This window comes from Actinomadura sp. 9N407, assembly GCF_044326315.1.
GTDB lineage: Bacteria > Actinomycetota > Actinomycetes > Streptosporangiales > Streptosporangiaceae > Spirillospora.
On sequence record NZ_JBIRAW010000005.1, the window covers coordinates 338552 to 351565 of the forward strand.

Sequence of the window (13014 nt, forward strand, 5' to 3'; positions counted from 1 at the left end):
GGATCGTCCGGGAGGTGTGCTCAGGCGGGTTGATCGCTGGCCGTCAGGTAGCGATGCAGCGAGGTTCTCGGGATGCTGGTCTTGGCCGCGATGAGGCCGAGGCCGAATGGTTGTGGCGGGCGGCGGCCGAGGCCGGTGACGTGGCGTCGATGAGTAATCTCGGCGTCGCGTTCAAGCAACTGAATCGGCCGGAGGAGGCGGAGGTCTGGTGGCGTCTCGCGACGGAGGAGGGCGACGCCCATGCGATGGACGGCCTCGCCAACCTGCTCTACGCCCTCGGCCGGCCCGAGGAGGCCGACGGGGCGGCCGGGGCGGACGCGCTGGCCAGCGGGCTGAGGGCGCACGGCGCCCCTCACATTCCGGGCTTGTTCTAGGAGGTGGCACTGCCGCATGGCTCGTTCTGCAGCGCCCGTGTGCGACGTTCCCCGCAGTCCTGTCGAGCACGCATTCGGCATTCTCTCTTGAACGCCATTCTGGAGGATCCCTTCATGGGACTCGAAGTGACCATCACGACGTTCGGATACCTGCACCCTGCCGGGGCACTGGGGAAACAGCTTTACGGACAGGGCATTCAGGTGGTCGTGGAGCATCGCGACCTGGACAGGGCGGTTGTGGAGCGGTGAGTCGCGGAAGCCCCCACCACACGCCTCCAGATCCCCGGCGGGCCACGGCGCAGCACCTCTATCTCGAGGCACCCGCCTACTACCGTCCCCAGGCGGCGGATCCGCCGGCGGTGTTCTTGGCGGGCGGGATCACCGGCGTGGAGCGCTGGCAGGCCAGGGCCGCGACCTACCTGGAAGAGGCCGAGCAACCGCTGGTCCTGCTCAACCCTGCCCGCGCCGGCTTCTCGATGACCGACCCGGCTGCGGCGTGGGAACAGGTCAGCTGGGAGCAGCACCACTTGCACGTGCCCGGTCTGATCACGCTGTTCTGGTTCCCGGCCAGCGACCCGGCGGTGACCAGTCAGCCCATCGCGTTGTTCGAGCTCGGCCAGGCACTGGGCGAAGGTCGGCGAGTCGTGGTCGGCGCCCATCCGGGGTTCCCGCGTGAACCTGACGTGCGAATGCTCTGCCAGCTGGCCCGGCCGGGCATGCCGGTCTTCTCCGACCTGGACGACGTGCTCCGGGCCGTGTTGGCAGGATGCGCCAGTGACTGTTGAGAGTACCGAGCCGTTCACCATGCCCGTCCCGGGCCGGCGATGGGTGGTGAACACCGGCTCCCGGACACGGCCTTCAAGATCCCTGCCACGCGCTCGACATGCCGGCCGCCTCATAGAGGCACGGCGCACGATCTCGCAGAGATGATCCTCAAGCCCCGGCCCGCGCCTTCGGCCGATTCAACAGCCTGGTCGCCGCGCCGGCTACCGATTCCCGGTAGGAGCGCAGGCGAGGTCGGTGAGCAGGTGGTTGAGTTCTTGCACCTCGGCGCGGCCGAGTGCGTGCTCGAGCGCGCGCTGGGCGGCGTGCTCGACAGCCACCGCGTCGGCGAGGTACCGCTGTCCAGAGGGCGAGAGCCGCAGCACGTAGGCACGGCGGTCCGCGGGGTTACGCTCGCGAAGGATCAGGCCGTGGGTGTGCATCTCGTCGAGGTCACCGACAATGCTGGGGGCGGCCAAGGCCAGCGAGCGGGCCAGTTGTTCCTGGGGGCAGGGCTGGCCGGCCTCCAGGGCCAGCAGTAGCCGCACGCAGCGGGGTGTCAAGCCGTGCTCCTGCAGCATCTGCACGCTGCGCGCCCTTAGACACTGGGCGGCGGGGTCGAGCAGGAAGCACGCCCGGTCGGCGAGTTCGGCCGGCAGGTCGGACACCGGGGTGGGCTGCACCTGCCGGAGGAGTTCGACCAGCCGCCGTCGCCCGCGCGGGTCGAGGCCGGCCAGCAGGGCGGCTTCGACGTCGGCGACGGCGCGGTGCAGCGTCGCCAGCTCGCTCCGGCCGGCGGCGCGAACGGCCAGGGCGTAGCACCTCCGGTCGGCGGGGTCGCGTTGCCGCTGGACCAGCCCATCGGCTTCGAGGGCGTCGATCACCGAGGTCATCACCGTGCGGTTGATCGACAGCAGCGTGCCCAGTTCCGCCTGAGAGAGGCGGCCGCCCTCGAGCACGCACAGCACGGCCACGTCGCGCATCGAGCGCTCCGGCGGCAGGTGCTCGCGCAACAGTGCCTCCGCCCGGAACGCAGCGAGTCGGGCGAGGTGGCCGCTGTGGCCGGCGAGTTTCGGCTCGATCGACGTGGAGGACTGCGCTGGCCGGGTCACCGGCCTAGTATACCAAGGGCCACAGATAGTTAGGTTGATTGATGATTAGTCTAGTTGACGATACTGTGCCGCCATGAGCGATCTTTCTGAGCTGTCGGGTGAGGGCCGGGCTGCTGCCCCGGCCGCAGGGGTGCACTTCGGGTTCGGCGTCGGGTTCGGCACGGCTGCCGACCAGAACGATGTCGAGGTTGTATTGCGGCTGGCCCAGCTCGCCGATCGGGACGGGCTGGATCTGTTCTCCGTCTCCGATCATCCGTACGTAGCACAGCGGCTGGACGCCTACGCCACGCTCGGATTCGTCCTCGGGCAGACCCGCGACCTGACCGGGTTGGTGAACGTGACTAACCTGCCGACCCGGCCCGCGCCGATGCTGGCGCGCACCGTCACCTCGTTGTCGGCGCTGTCCGGCGGCCGGGTGGTGCTGGGCCTGGGTGCCGGCGGCGACTGGGACGAGATCGTGCGCATGGGTGTGGCCCGCCGGTCACCGGCGAGCGCCGTGGACGCCCTCGCCGAAGCCATCATGCTGACCAGGGCGCTCAGCGGCGGTGGGCCACCGGTCACCATCCATGGTGCGCACTACCAGGTGCGCGAGCTTGACCCGGCCCCGGTGCCGGCGTGCCCGGTGTGGACCGGCTCGATGGGGCCGAGATCGCTGGCCGTCACCGGCCGACTGGCCGACGGCTGGATCCCCGCGTGGGCGGCGGACTGGCTCAGCGACCGCTATCGACGGTCCCGGCCGCTGATCGACGAGGCCGCCGCCGCGGCCGGGCGGAGCGCGGACGAGGTCGCCACCATCTATGTCCTGCCCGGTCGGATCACGGCCGCCCCGGCATCGGCGGTGCGTGACGAGGACGGGCGTTGGGCCGGTGGCTCGGTCCAGCAGTGGGTCGATGAGCTGACCAGCGCGGTGCTCGACCACGGCGCGTCCGGGTTCATCTACTTCGCCACCGGACCGGAGCCGGCCGAGGTCGCACTCGCCCGGTGGGCACGTGAGGTGGTGCCTGCTGTCCGGGAGGCGATCACGAAGGCGCGGTGACGGCAGTGGCGGCGAGCACGTGAGGGTGTGCTGGCCGTCATGGTCGCCGGCGCCGGTGGGCAGGGTGGCGCTCTCGTCGAGGCCCGCGGCGGTTCTAAGAGCCTGTTCCACATCAGATCAACAGGGCTTTGAACACAGGCACTTAGGCGAGCTGACTCTGCGGATGACTGCAACCACCCTAAGTGAACCCGGCCTCGCTCTGTGCTCACCGTGTCTTGTGAGCTGCAACGCACAGACTGCAATCAGCTTACCCTCAGTACCTGCGGGCCACGGGCAACCCTGCGGCACAAGGGACGGAACCGGCAGTGCACTCCATGTCCGGCACGTCTCACCCTCGCCCGGCTAAGAGGCCACAACCGAGGAGGTCACCGTTGACAGGCAAGTCGACACTTGCCTATTGTCGGTTGCGTGAGCGACGTGTACAAGGCGATGGCAGATCCAGCCCGGCGAGCGATTCTCGACGAGCTCATCGAGCGGGATCGGCAGACGTTGCTCGAACTGTGCGGCCGCTTGACCGAGAAACACGGGTTCACTCGTCGCGTCAGGCCATAACGCAACACCTCGGCGTACTCCAGGCGGCCGGGCTCGTGATCGCGGCCAAGGAAGGCCGCCACAAGTACTACTCGATCGACACCACACCACTGCGAACCATCGCGGATCGCTGGCCACAGACACGAAAGGGACACTCCATGACCGACACCATCGCTTACGGAACACTGGAGACGATCGACGGCCGCCCAGCGCTGCGTTTCGAGTGCTCGCTCGCGTACCCGATCGAGCGCGTGTGGCAGGCGGTCAGTATCCCGGCAGAGCTCGAGCGATTCTTTCCTGGCGCCGCCGACTGGACGCCGGTGAAGGGGGAGACCATCGAACTCGGCGGCGCCACCCTCGAGGTGACTGAGGTCAACGCACCACACCGCCTGGCGTGGACCTTCGCCGGCCAGCCGCAGAGCTTCGAACTGGTCGCGGAGGAAGGCGGCTGCCGGTTGATCTTCACCCACGTCATCGACGACTTGCCGGCAGCGCAGACCGCAACCGGCTGGCAGACCTACCTTTCGCGGCTCGCGCCCCATCTCGCCGGCGAATACCTATCCGACGAAGAGGCACACAAGCCGTGGAAGGACATCCACGAACGCTACGCCGAGCGCTTCGGCGTCGACCCGGAGCCGGGACGGCGCTGGGCGGCGCAGAATCTGCCCGCCGGTCAAGACTGAGGGTCCGATGAGGATCAACGTGACCAGCCGTCCGGCGACCATGGTTACGCGCTCACTCGGTCAGGCCCGCGGGGTTCAGCCGACCGCGACACCGGCTGAACACCCCGCCACAACCCGCAGGATCCTCTTCCCGGAGCTGGAGCATCATCCTGGCCTGGGCGCCGAGCGATCGGATCGGCTCCCACCCTCCCCATGACCTTCGGGCGCTTCGTCTCCCAACAACTACGTGGCTGGGAAACGATCAGTCTCCTCGCGGGAAGAGATCTTCAGACGCCGCTCTCCCCGCAGGTCAGGGTGACCCCTGAACACCCCCACTCAGGGCCTGACCGCTCTACACCGACAAAACCACCTGCCCCGCATGAGGCGGGGCAGGCAAGCGGCTGGTCGGCCTGATGCTGATGGCGCTGAGTGCGAGGCTGCGGCGTCGGTCGTGCCACTCATCCATCATTCAACGCTGATTCTTGTTTACCCGTCAGATACTGCTTCCAAGTACCGGTCGATAGCGTTGGCGTGTTCGCTCAGCCAGGCGATCTCAAGGTGCAGCCATGACCCGGGGCTGGTGATGCGTCCGGCACGGTCATGCATGTCGCGCTCGGCCTCGACCCGGGCAACGATGCGCCCGCCGAAGCCTCGGCGGGACTCGTCCGCGAATCCATACACGTCGAGGAAGGTACGTAGGAGGGCCAGTTGGCGGTCGAGAGGGCGGACGATGTCGGCGCCGAGCAGCCACAGCCAGGCGGCATAGGCAAGGTCACGCGCTCGGGAGCCGGGAGCGGCTTGGTCGAAGTCGAAGGCGGAGACAGGAAGTCCCTCGACAAAGGCGACGTTGAGCGGGGAGAAATCGTTGTGGCACACCGTCTCCTCGCCGTCCGCGACCGCCGTGCCAGCGGTCGCGTCATGTAGTCGGCGCAGCAGCTGCGCCGCGGCGGTGATCTGGGCGGGCGACCAGTTACGAGCCCGGAAGTCAGTACGGTTCTCACCGTGCTGGAAGCTGAGGATCTCGCGGCCCTTGCCATCTGTTCCGAGCAACCTCGGCGCGGCGTCGAAGCCGACATCCTCCAGATGATTGAGCAGCCGGTGAACGAACGGCGAGTGGGGCCCGACCGGCCGCCGCACCGTGTCCCCGACACGGACGACTCCCTTCGTGATCCGGCCCCCGGTCAATGGAATCTCCAGCGCCTGTTCCATGCGCGTCAGCATAGACAGCCTGGCGGTCCGCATCTCACGGTCGGCTGGCTGCCGCCGGCTCCTCCGTGAACGCGGCCTTGTCTTCTCAAGGCAACCACCCCCGTGATCAGTTCCTTAGTCCGGAAAGCGCCGCCACGGTCTGGATAGGCGCCTGGCCGAGGCATTCGAGGCCGCGTCCGGCGCCGGGCCGCTCGCCGAGCTGGCGGCCGCCGCGGCGGCGGTGCAGACCTGCAGCGCCGATCGCCGCGCCACTCGACCTGGTGCCGTCCTGGCACGGCTGGCCACCGCCCTGCCCGCCCCACCGGCACCATTCCGTGTGCTGGCCGCCTAACAACTAGCCATTTCATCACCCGGACATTCCGGGGCATCGTAAACGGCTAACCGTTGAGATCGTCCACCCTCGCAGAGGGCTCTCGGCGCGCTCGCCATGCCCGCAACCGACACCGTGAAGAGCAGTAGACCGCGTCCGCCCGACGCCGAACCCCCGCCCACACCAGCACACCGCACACCGGGCAGTGCCGCCATGCGGTCAACCGCGCCCGCCATCCGGCCGGGCTCCGTAACCACACTGCTGCTTCCTCCGAGATCAGCGTGGCCATCAACTTCTCCAGCTCGGCCGCCCGCTTCCGCGCCCGATACGCCCGCATCCCACACGCCGCTGAACAGTACTTCCGGCGCGGCGACGACTCCGCCGGCAATCGCGCCCCCGCACACCGCGCACTTCCAGGCCTGACCCACACTCGGAAGTCTCCCCGGACAGCGCCGGACCGCACCGCGAGAGCCTGTTCCACATCAGATCAACAGGGCTTTGAACACAGGCACTAAGAAACTACCCCAGGGTTCACACCGCAGGCATGACGGCGATGCTGCCTGACCGGCATCGCCGGAAAACATCACCAGCCACGTCAGCCGCGCCTCTGCCAGCATGCTCTGAAAGCGGTCGGCGCGTACCCATGGGGCTCCAGAGACTTCCGGAATCGGCTGGTCGCGGCCCCGGCGGGGTCAGGTCGAACCTCGGCAAAGCAAACAGGCCCCCCAGCTTGTCGCTGGGGGGCTGTTCCGTCGCTGTTAGAGGAGGACTTGCGTCACTACCCCTGGTCGGTGAAGGCGGCCAGGAAGGTCGGGAAGTATTCGCGCAGCAGCGACCGCAGCGCGTTGGAGGCGCGGGTGCGGCGCCAGATGGCGTCCTGGTGGGCGCGGGCCAGCACCGCAACGGCGCGGGCCTCATCGGTGTCCTCAGGGATTGGCCGGTGGGCGTGGGCGTCGGTGCGCAGGATGCCCGCTAGCGTCATCGCGTCGACGTGGTCGGACTTGCGGCGGGCGACCGAGTGGCGTTCGCGATAGCGGGCCGTCTTTTGGAGATCAAGGGCGCACTACGCGGTTGACAGCACGCACTGGCCGCCCGCCCGGCGGCTGTAAAGGCTCGGCTCGGCGTTGGTGGGGGTGAGGGGCCATGGCGGCCACCGTCTGACTTGGCGGACAAGGGTGGCCGCGAGGAGGACGGTGGTGCAGTGCTCTCCTGCCCACTGCACCACTGTTAGTCGCCGGTTCCTTCGGTGCGGGGCAGCGTCAGGTCGTTGCGAACTTTGCCCCGGGAGTCGCCGGTGAGGGCGAGGTAGGAGGGGGCGGCGTCGGGAGGCAGGTCGAACACCAGCCCGGTTCGGAGTCCGTTTTCCTTGGTCACCAGCATCGCGTTGTCGGGCAGGAGGTAGGCGGTCGTTGCCGCGTGGTGCCGGGCGTGGGCGTGGCCGTCGGTGTCGTACAGGATCTGGTTTCGGCCGGGATAGTACTTCAGGTCGTTCCCATCCTCGTGGGGGAGTTCCACGAGCATGTCCACGATGGTGTAGCGGCCGGTGGCGGTCCAGGTGGCGGGTTGCTCCACGATGGTGATCGCGTCCCCGTCGCGGACTAGGGCGTGGGCGACGTTGAAGGACTCCGCCCCGGTGCGCACCCCGGTCACCGTGTGCACGAAGCCATCGGCCTGCAAGCTCGGCGTGCTCGCCCCTGTTGCCTGGTCCGGCTCCTTTGGGGTGAGGCCGTGGCCGGGGTGGTCGGCGAGTTCGCCGTGCCGGACCCTGCGCGGGTCCACGTCCAGGGCGATGCGCCGGCGCGGGTCACCGTCCCACTCCGGGACCAGGCCCTGCTCGCGGAGCACGCCGATGACCTCGTTGCCCAGCGCGGCGCGGGACTCGTCGGAGCCGTTGGGCGTGTCGAAGGTCAGGTACAGGGGGCGGCGCCCGGTGTCCTGCTCGTGGTAGAAGACATAGCCCCGGGCCCGCTCGTCCTCGCCGTCGTGGTGTTCGTCGCGGATCTCCGACAGGCCGCACCTTTGGCAGCAGGCGAAGTCCTCGCGCGCGACGATCGCCCGCGCGTTGAGCTCGTCGAAGGCCTGGCCCAGCAGATCGCCGTCGGCCGGACGCCCGTCCAGGGTTTCCTGCCAGGCCAGGTGTTCGGCGAACTCGGACCGCAGCAGGTCCACGAGCCAGGCACGCAGGTCGTCCTGGCCCACACCCTGCAATTCCTCGAACTCGCCCGCCTCGATCTCCAGCGGCAGATCGATCATCAGGCAGCCGTCGATGACCTCCTCGACGATCTCGTCGAAGGTGCCCTCGGCCATCGCCACCGGCGTGGCGAGCTGGTCGTACAGGACATCGAGGACCTCGCGGGCGTTCAGGTCGGAAAGCGGGGTGCGCATCGGGTTCTCTCACGGGGGCCGGAGGTTGGAGCGGAGCCGCCGGTGATCTAGGACGGCTCGCTCCGATACTGACGCCGGTCGGGCCTGTGGCGTTCCCTGCTCGGGGCCGTCCAGCCAGGCGGCCTCGCATCAGCGGTAGCGGTGAGGCGCGGTCCGCCTTGGTGAGTGTCTTGCCCAGTGAGACGCGCGGTCCCTCAAGTACGCACGCTGCCGATCTGGGCTGTCCACCTCGACGTGGCAGGCTCCCGGGGCCCGCGCGTGCGACACGAAGTTCGTGTCTTCCGTCCGGGATGTCCGTGGCATTCGATTGGCTGTGGTCCGTGACTGCTCATGACGTGGCCCGGCTGCTGCCGGACGTCCCCAAGCTCCGTGATCTCTGCCGCTCCGTTGCAGTGCTGGAGGCGATCCTGAGCCCGGATTGGGAGAGCCGCTACTACTCCTTCGACGGGACTTGGTCGCCGGGCGGCGAGGAGCTGGCCGCAATGAGGAACGGTTCTGGTGATGAGTATTCGATCGTTTTCTCTCCGGCCGGCGCGTATGTCCGCGGCTTCGATCACGAATCACCGATGAGCCCCTATGTCGACGAAGATCACGAACCGTGGCCGGGAGTGCTCGACTCGGTCCCCGAGGTCTTCAGGCCATGCGTGGAGGAGCCGGCGTTCTGTGATGAGAACGTTGTGCCGGCGGTAACGGCCTGCCTATGGTGCGAAACCGGCGACACTCGGTGGCATGTGGGCGAGATTGAATATCCGGAGCACTGGGGCGATCTCGATGGTGCCGCGGGTCTGTTCGAGTTGCTCATAGATCCTGCGCCGGAGGCATATCAGCGGTTCGCCCGGGACTACTACGAGATTCCTGTAGATCTCGAAGCGGTGCGTCATGTCTATGCACTTCGCCCACTGACTCGGGAGGTGATCTCCCTGCTCAACGCCGAGTTCCACATGGAGTCCCTGGTCCAAGACCTAGCGGCGGCCAGCTATCCCGTTGCTGACCACTGAGCGGCGATTCCTGCGTTCAGATCCCGCAGTAATAGACCTGGCTCTTTCTGCAGTCCGAATCGGCTTGTCTCTGGTCCCTGCTGCTAACTTTGGTTAAAAGGTGCCTTTTGGGTGCCGGTTCTGTGGAACGGAGTTGTGCTGGGTGAATCCACTCGTGGGGATGAGAGGGCTTCGGTGGGACTGAGTGGGAAGTCGGCGGAGGCCACAGCGGGTTGGGCGTGTAGCCCCTGAGACGTGGTGCGACGGAGGATTAGTGCTACTTCCTGCTTGCTAGGCATGATCTCGGGCGCAAGTGCGAGAGTGACTTCACCGAGAGCCAAGACGGCTTTGCGGTTTTGAGCTGTGAGGGTTTCGTAGCGGGCAAGCAGGGTTCGTGCGGCGGCGGGTGGGCCGGGATTTGCGCGGCGTAGTTGGGCTTTGTGGAGGATGGCGGCGTCGTTGGCCGCCGCGCGGTGGTGGACGGCGAGGTTGGCGCAGGCCTCGATGGCTTTGAGGGCGGTTGCTCCAACAAGGCTTGCATCGGTGGTTGTAGGGGCCAGGACGTGTGGCGGCTTGACCCGGTAGACGGTTCGGGGGCCGGGTGACCAGTCGGGTGTGGCGAACACGATGCGCCCGAGCCGGAGTACGAGGTCGGAGGCGTCGGTAGCGAGTTCGCTGCTCGGATGACCGTGTTGGCTGGTGAGGCTGCTCCAGTGGCGGGCGATTCTTCTCCAACTCAGTGCCGTCTTTCGTGTCTCCCACGCGGCACGGCGTAGGGATGCAGCGTGGTCACGCTGGGCCAGTTCATCCATGCGTGTGGCGAGCTGGTTGGCCATGAGGTGGCCGATGTCGCAGGTGATGGCGGCAGCTCTCGAGACGTAGCGCCACGTGGTGACCGAGCTGACGGAGTCGGGGTGGCTCAGGCGCTGGGCGGTGGTGTCGATGCCGGCCATGGCCGGGCTCAAGTCTTCGCCGACTGCAGGTGGGATGCGTTCGGGGCGTTGGCGGAGAGGGACGGCAGTGATAGGGGCTCGGATGGGGCGATTAAAGGTGTCAGTGGTCGACGCGGCTTGGAGTAGCAGCTTGCTGGCCGCGGCGTGCGGGGTCTCCAGGTGCTGGGCCACATGGGCGGCGGTCACCGCGTGCTTGTTGAGCATCTGGAGGAGGGTGCGGGAGGTGTCGGTCGCTGTGATGACCACGGTGGTGGGCGAGGTCGTCTCGGAGAAGTGGGAGGTGAGTAGGTCTAGGCCGCAGCCGAGAGCGATGGAGCTGGCGCGGAGGTGTTCGGTCAGCGGAGTTGCTGTGGTTTCGGTTTCTGCCGGTCTGCCCAGTGCTTGTTGGGCGAGGCGGATGAGTGCTCCTGAGCGTCGGGCGGTGTCGCGTACGGCCGTGTCATCGGTGTCCGGGACGCCGAAGCCGGTTGAGATCTGGTCGCTGTAGCGGGCGAGCACCCTGGCGAAGCGGGCTAGCTCAGCGGATAGGTCGGGATCTCGGGCCTGGCGTTGAACGTCGGGCGTGTGGAGTGCGCGGTTCACCTCTGCCAAGTGGGCGTCGGCGACTGCGGTCATTTCTCCGAAGGTGACCACGGCGGCTACCGGAGGTTGTCGCGGAGTCGGCCGGCGTGGAGGGCTGCTTGGAGGCAGGCCATCTTGTCGGCGGGGTCGCCGGCCAGTTCAGCGGCTCGGACGAGGTCACGGGACGTTTTCGAGGCCAGTTCGTAGAGGGCGTCGGTGGTCGCGGTCGCGTCCGTGACGGGGGAGGCGGCTGGCGACCGAAGGGATGGAGCCTGGAGCAGGGCTTGTCGTGCCTGGGTTGCTTCGCCTTCGGCCATCCCCCAGGCGATGAATCCGTCGGGCGTCTGATCGGCGAACGCCGTGATGACCCGCTCGGCGTGGGAGAGATCGTCGAGGGCGGTGTTGAGGATCTCGACGAGCCAACTGCCTCGGACGTCGGCGTGCTCTGAGCGGGTGTCGTCGTGGTTCATGTGTTCTCCCTGATGTGACGGATCGATGTGGTGGTCTTTGAAGTCCAGAGTGGGGAAGGGGATCGGGTGCCGTGGGGAGGGCTGTGTATTGGGGATGGAAAGCGGATCTTTCGCAGGCGCTGAGCGCTCGTTCGGCTGCGAGGTCCTGCCTCGCGGCGGACGCGCTGTGGCTGCTCGGTGCCTATTTGAGGGCCGAGTAGAGCCGGCCGAGGTGCTGAACGGCTTGGAGACATGCCACGCGATCTGCGGGTTCGGTCGTCTTGGAGGCGGCGTTGAGTGCGTTCTCGGCGGCGACGAGGATGAGCGTGGTGATCGCCTCGGTGAACTCGTGAACGTTGGCTGGCGCGGAGCCTTCAGAGCCCTTCCGCCATGCCAGCGCTGGAGCTTCTGCTAGCGCGTTGCGGGCGTCGGAGGCTTCGGCGATGGCGGCTTGGCAGGCGGGAAAGGACTCTTCAGGAGCGATCTGGGCGAGGAGCGTGGTGGCGCGTTCGATCAGGTCCAGTCCGATGAGCGCCGAGGCCATCAGGCTGGGGATGGTGTTCGCGGCCTCTATCTGCCGGATCACGTAGTCGAACTGGGCTTGCATCCGACCTCCAGGTCGTCAGTGGGATACTGGTTTCGGGTATCTCGACACGAGGGCCGGAGGTCAGAGGGCAGGAGACCTGCGGGAAGTGCGGGAGTTGCTCGCCGCTGGTCGGCTTGGCTCCGCTGGCGTGACGTCCTGTTCAAGGGCCGGTGGGAAGGCTTGTGCAGCCAGCCGGGCCGGGTTGGCCGGTTCCTCGTTCGTTGCCGGCTGTCTCGGTGGGATGGGCGTCAACTGGCCAGGCGATCCCTCGGCCACTTTGAGCTTGTCCGCGACCTTCGCGAGGAGGAGGTCTTTGGCCGCTTGCTCGTCCAGGCCGTTCCAGCTGGCGAGGGCGGTGAGCAATGCGCGATGCTCACGTACGTCGTCGGGTCGGGACGTTTCGGTGGCGGCTGTCGTCAGGCTCGAGCGGACGGTGGCATCCACCAGGAGTTCTTCGGCTCTCAGTGGGTTGTCGACGATCCCTGTGCTGGTCGGCACCGAAGGGAACGGCGGCGCCGGCTCCAGGTCATCTCCGGTGTACTGCTGGCTTCCGAGCTCACCCATGCGCCGTACGTAGTACTCGGTGTTGCCCCGATGAGGGACGACGAGTCCCGTGACCGCACCGAGAGTGGGCTGGCCCAGGATGTGCGCTTCTTCCGCCAACGGTCCCTTGATGCGGACTAGCGTGCCGAGCGTTGGTGGGGGTTCCGGGGACAGCTCCCTGAGGAAGTCGTTGCGCGCGGTCCTGACGATCTCGTCGAAGTCGAGACCTCGGTGGTCGGTGTAGTGCATCAGGTCGGCCAGGAGGTCGCCGACGAGTTCACTGGCGTGACGGTCGTCTGCGCGGTGATCTCGCCTTCCCGCGTGTTCGAAGAGGTTCTGGTACGAGTCCAGGGCTGTGGCTCCGTACTCGGCGAATTCGGTGGTGGCGTCGGTCATGGGCACTCCATGGGTCGGTGGTCTGGGATGACAGGCGAGCCGGTGCCAAGGCGTCCTGGTGACGAGGACCGTGCTCCGCAAGGCCGGTGGCTGCGGGCCGCGTTGTCGGGCTTGAAGGGCGCAGCGCTGTTGTAAGGGCCGTTGGGGCGCGGGAAGGTGCCTGACCCG

At 67.5% G+C, this 13014-nt stretch carries 13 protein-coding genes and 2 pseudogenes; 7 read left to right on the top strand and 8 right to left on the bottom strand.

All coding sequences use genetic code 11. From position 1 onward, the window contains the following. The first annotated feature begins 29 nt into the window (after positions 1–29). The 3 genes from ACH34Q_RS11055 (at position 30) to ACH34Q_RS11065 (ending at position 1159) form a co-directional block, all read left to right on the top strand. Positions 30–374 carry a tetratricopeptide repeat protein gene (locus ACH34Q_RS11055; protein ID WP_395982729.1) on the top strand — a complete coding sequence of 115 codons (345 nt, stop codon included), beginning with the start codon at positions 30–32 and terminating at the stop codon, positions 372–374. 114 nt (positions 375–488) lie between these two features. Next, positions 489–623 carry a hypothetical protein gene (locus tag ACH34Q_RS11060; RefSeq protein ID WP_395982730.1) on the top strand — a complete coding sequence of 45 codons (135 nt, stop codon included), beginning with the start codon at positions 489–491 and terminating at the stop codon, positions 621–623. Beyond that, positions 620–1159 (top strand): nucleoside 2-deoxyribosyltransferase domain-containing protein, encoded by a 540-nt coding sequence (locus ACH34Q_RS11065; RefSeq protein WP_395982731.1) that lies wholly within the window; start codon positions 620–622, stop codon positions 1157–1159. The genes ACH34Q_RS11060 and ACH34Q_RS11065 overlap by 4 nt, the downstream gene beginning before the upstream one ends. A gap of 201 nt (positions 1160–1360) precedes the next feature. Here ACH34Q_RS11065 and ACH34Q_RS11070 read toward each other — a convergent pair whose 3' ends face one another. After that, positions 1361–2248 carry a MarR family winged helix-turn-helix transcriptional regulator gene (locus tag ACH34Q_RS11070; RefSeq protein ID WP_395982732.1) on the bottom strand — a complete coding sequence of 296 codons (888 nt, stop codon included), beginning with the start codon at positions 2246–2248 and terminating at the stop codon, positions 1361–1363. Between the two features lie 73 nt (positions 2249–2321). Here ACH34Q_RS11070 and ACH34Q_RS11075 point away from each other — a divergent pair, with 73 nt between their 5' ends. From ACH34Q_RS11075 to ACH34Q_RS11085, 3 genes and pseudogenes are all read left to right on the top strand, one after another. After that, complete coding sequence (locus tag ACH34Q_RS11075; protein ID WP_395982733.1) at positions 2322–3284, top strand: LLM class flavin-dependent oxidoreductase; 963 nt, start codon at positions 2322–2324, stop codon at positions 3282–3284. A 408-nt stretch (positions 3285–3692) separates the two neighbouring features. Continuing rightward, positions 3693–3952: pseudogene (locus ACH34Q_RS11080) on the top strand (ArsR/SmtB family transcription factor); the annotation flags it as partial. Positions 3953–3973: 21 nt separating this feature from the next. Continuing rightward, on the top strand, positions 3974–4498 hold the full coding sequence (locus ACH34Q_RS11085) for an SRPBCC domain-containing protein (protein WP_395982761.1): 525 nt from the start codon (positions 3974–3976) through the stop codon (positions 4496–4498). Positions 4499–4963: 465 nt separating this feature from the next. Here ACH34Q_RS11085 and ACH34Q_RS11090 read toward each other — a convergent pair whose 3' ends face one another. The 3 genes and pseudogenes from ACH34Q_RS11090 to ACH34Q_RS11100 form a co-directional block, all read right to left on the bottom strand. Continuing rightward, entirely contained in the window at positions 4964–5686 is a 723-nt protein-coding gene (locus tag ACH34Q_RS11090) for a phosphotransferase (RefSeq protein ID WP_395982734.1), read from the bottom strand. Between the two features lie 1088 nt (positions 5687–6774). Beyond that, positions 6775–7032 (bottom strand): annotated as a pseudogene (locus ACH34Q_RS11095) (transposase); the annotation flags it as partial. Between the two features lie 191 nt (positions 7033–7223). Further along, positions 7224–8381: a DUF6891 domain-containing protein gene (locus ACH34Q_RS11100; RefSeq protein ID WP_395982735.1), complete on the bottom strand. Its 1158-nt coding sequence runs from the start codon at positions 8379–8381 to the stop codon at positions 7224–7226. Between the two features lie 296 nt (positions 8382–8677). Between ACH34Q_RS11100 and ACH34Q_RS11105 the strand changes: the two genes are divergently transcribed. Further along, complete coding sequence (locus ACH34Q_RS11105; protein ID WP_395982736.1) at positions 8678–9379, top strand: hypothetical protein; 702 nt, start codon at positions 8678–8680, stop codon at positions 9377–9379. Positions 9380–9462: 83 nt separating this feature from the next. Here the strand turns inward: ACH34Q_RS11105 and ACH34Q_RS11110 are convergent, their stop codons facing one another. From ACH34Q_RS11110 to ACH34Q_RS11125, 4 genes are all read right to left on the bottom strand, one after another. Further along, the gene (locus tag ACH34Q_RS11110; RefSeq protein ID WP_395982737.1) at positions 9463–10944 is read right to left on the bottom strand and encodes a hypothetical protein; all 1482 of its coding nucleotides are present in this window, start codon (positions 10942–10944) and stop codon (positions 9463–9465) included. A 5-nt stretch (positions 10945–10949) separates the two neighbouring features. Continuing rightward, a complete protein-coding gene (locus tag ACH34Q_RS11115; RefSeq protein WP_395982738.1) occupies positions 10950–11342 on the bottom strand; it encodes a hypothetical protein in 393 nt (130 codons plus the stop codon). 181 nt (positions 11343–11523) lie between these two features. Continuing rightward, entirely contained in the window at positions 11524–11928 is a 405-nt protein-coding gene (locus ACH34Q_RS11120; RefSeq protein ID WP_395982739.1) for a hypothetical protein, read from the bottom strand. Between the two features lie 60 nt (positions 11929–11988). Further along, a complete protein-coding gene (locus ACH34Q_RS11125) occupies positions 11989–12846 on the bottom strand; it encodes a hypothetical protein (protein ID WP_395982740.1) in 858 nt (285 codons plus the stop codon). Between the last annotated feature and the right edge of the window lie 168 nt (positions 12847–13014).

What these genes read in the sequence shown, in the direction of transcription:
- ACH34Q_RS11060 (WP_395982730.1), top strand. Translation starts at nt 489, where the DNA reads ATGGGACTCGAAGTGACCATCACGACGTTCGGATACCTGCACCCTGCC.
- ACH34Q_RS11075 (WP_395982733.1), top strand. Translation starts at nt 2,322, where the DNA reads ATGAGCGATCTTTCTGAGCTGTCGGGTGAGGGCCGGGCTGCTGCCCCG.
- ACH34Q_RS11085 (WP_395982761.1), top strand. Translation starts at nt 3,974, where the DNA reads ATGACCGACACCATCGCTTACGGAACACTGGAGACGATCGACGGCCGC.
- ACH34Q_RS11090 (WP_395982734.1), bottom strand. Translation starts at nt 5,686, where the DNA reads ATGGAACAGGCGCTGGAGATTCCATTGACCGGGGGCCGGATCACGAAG.
- ACH34Q_RS11100 (WP_395982735.1), bottom strand. Translation starts at nt 8,381, where the DNA reads ATGCGCACCCCGCTTTCCGACCTGAACGCCCGCGAGGTCCTCGATGTC.
- ACH34Q_RS11115 (WP_395982738.1), bottom strand. Translation starts at nt 11,342, where the DNA reads ATGAACCACGACGACACCCGCTCAGAGCACGCCGACGTCCGAGGCAGT.
- ACH34Q_RS11120 (WP_395982739.1), bottom strand. Translation starts at nt 11,928, where the DNA reads ATGCAAGCCCAGTTCGACTACGTGATCCGGCAGATAGAGGCCGCGAAC.
- ACH34Q_RS11125 (WP_395982740.1), bottom strand. Translation starts at nt 12,846, where the DNA reads ATGACCGACGCCACCACCGAATTCGCCGAGTACGGAGCCACAGCCCTG.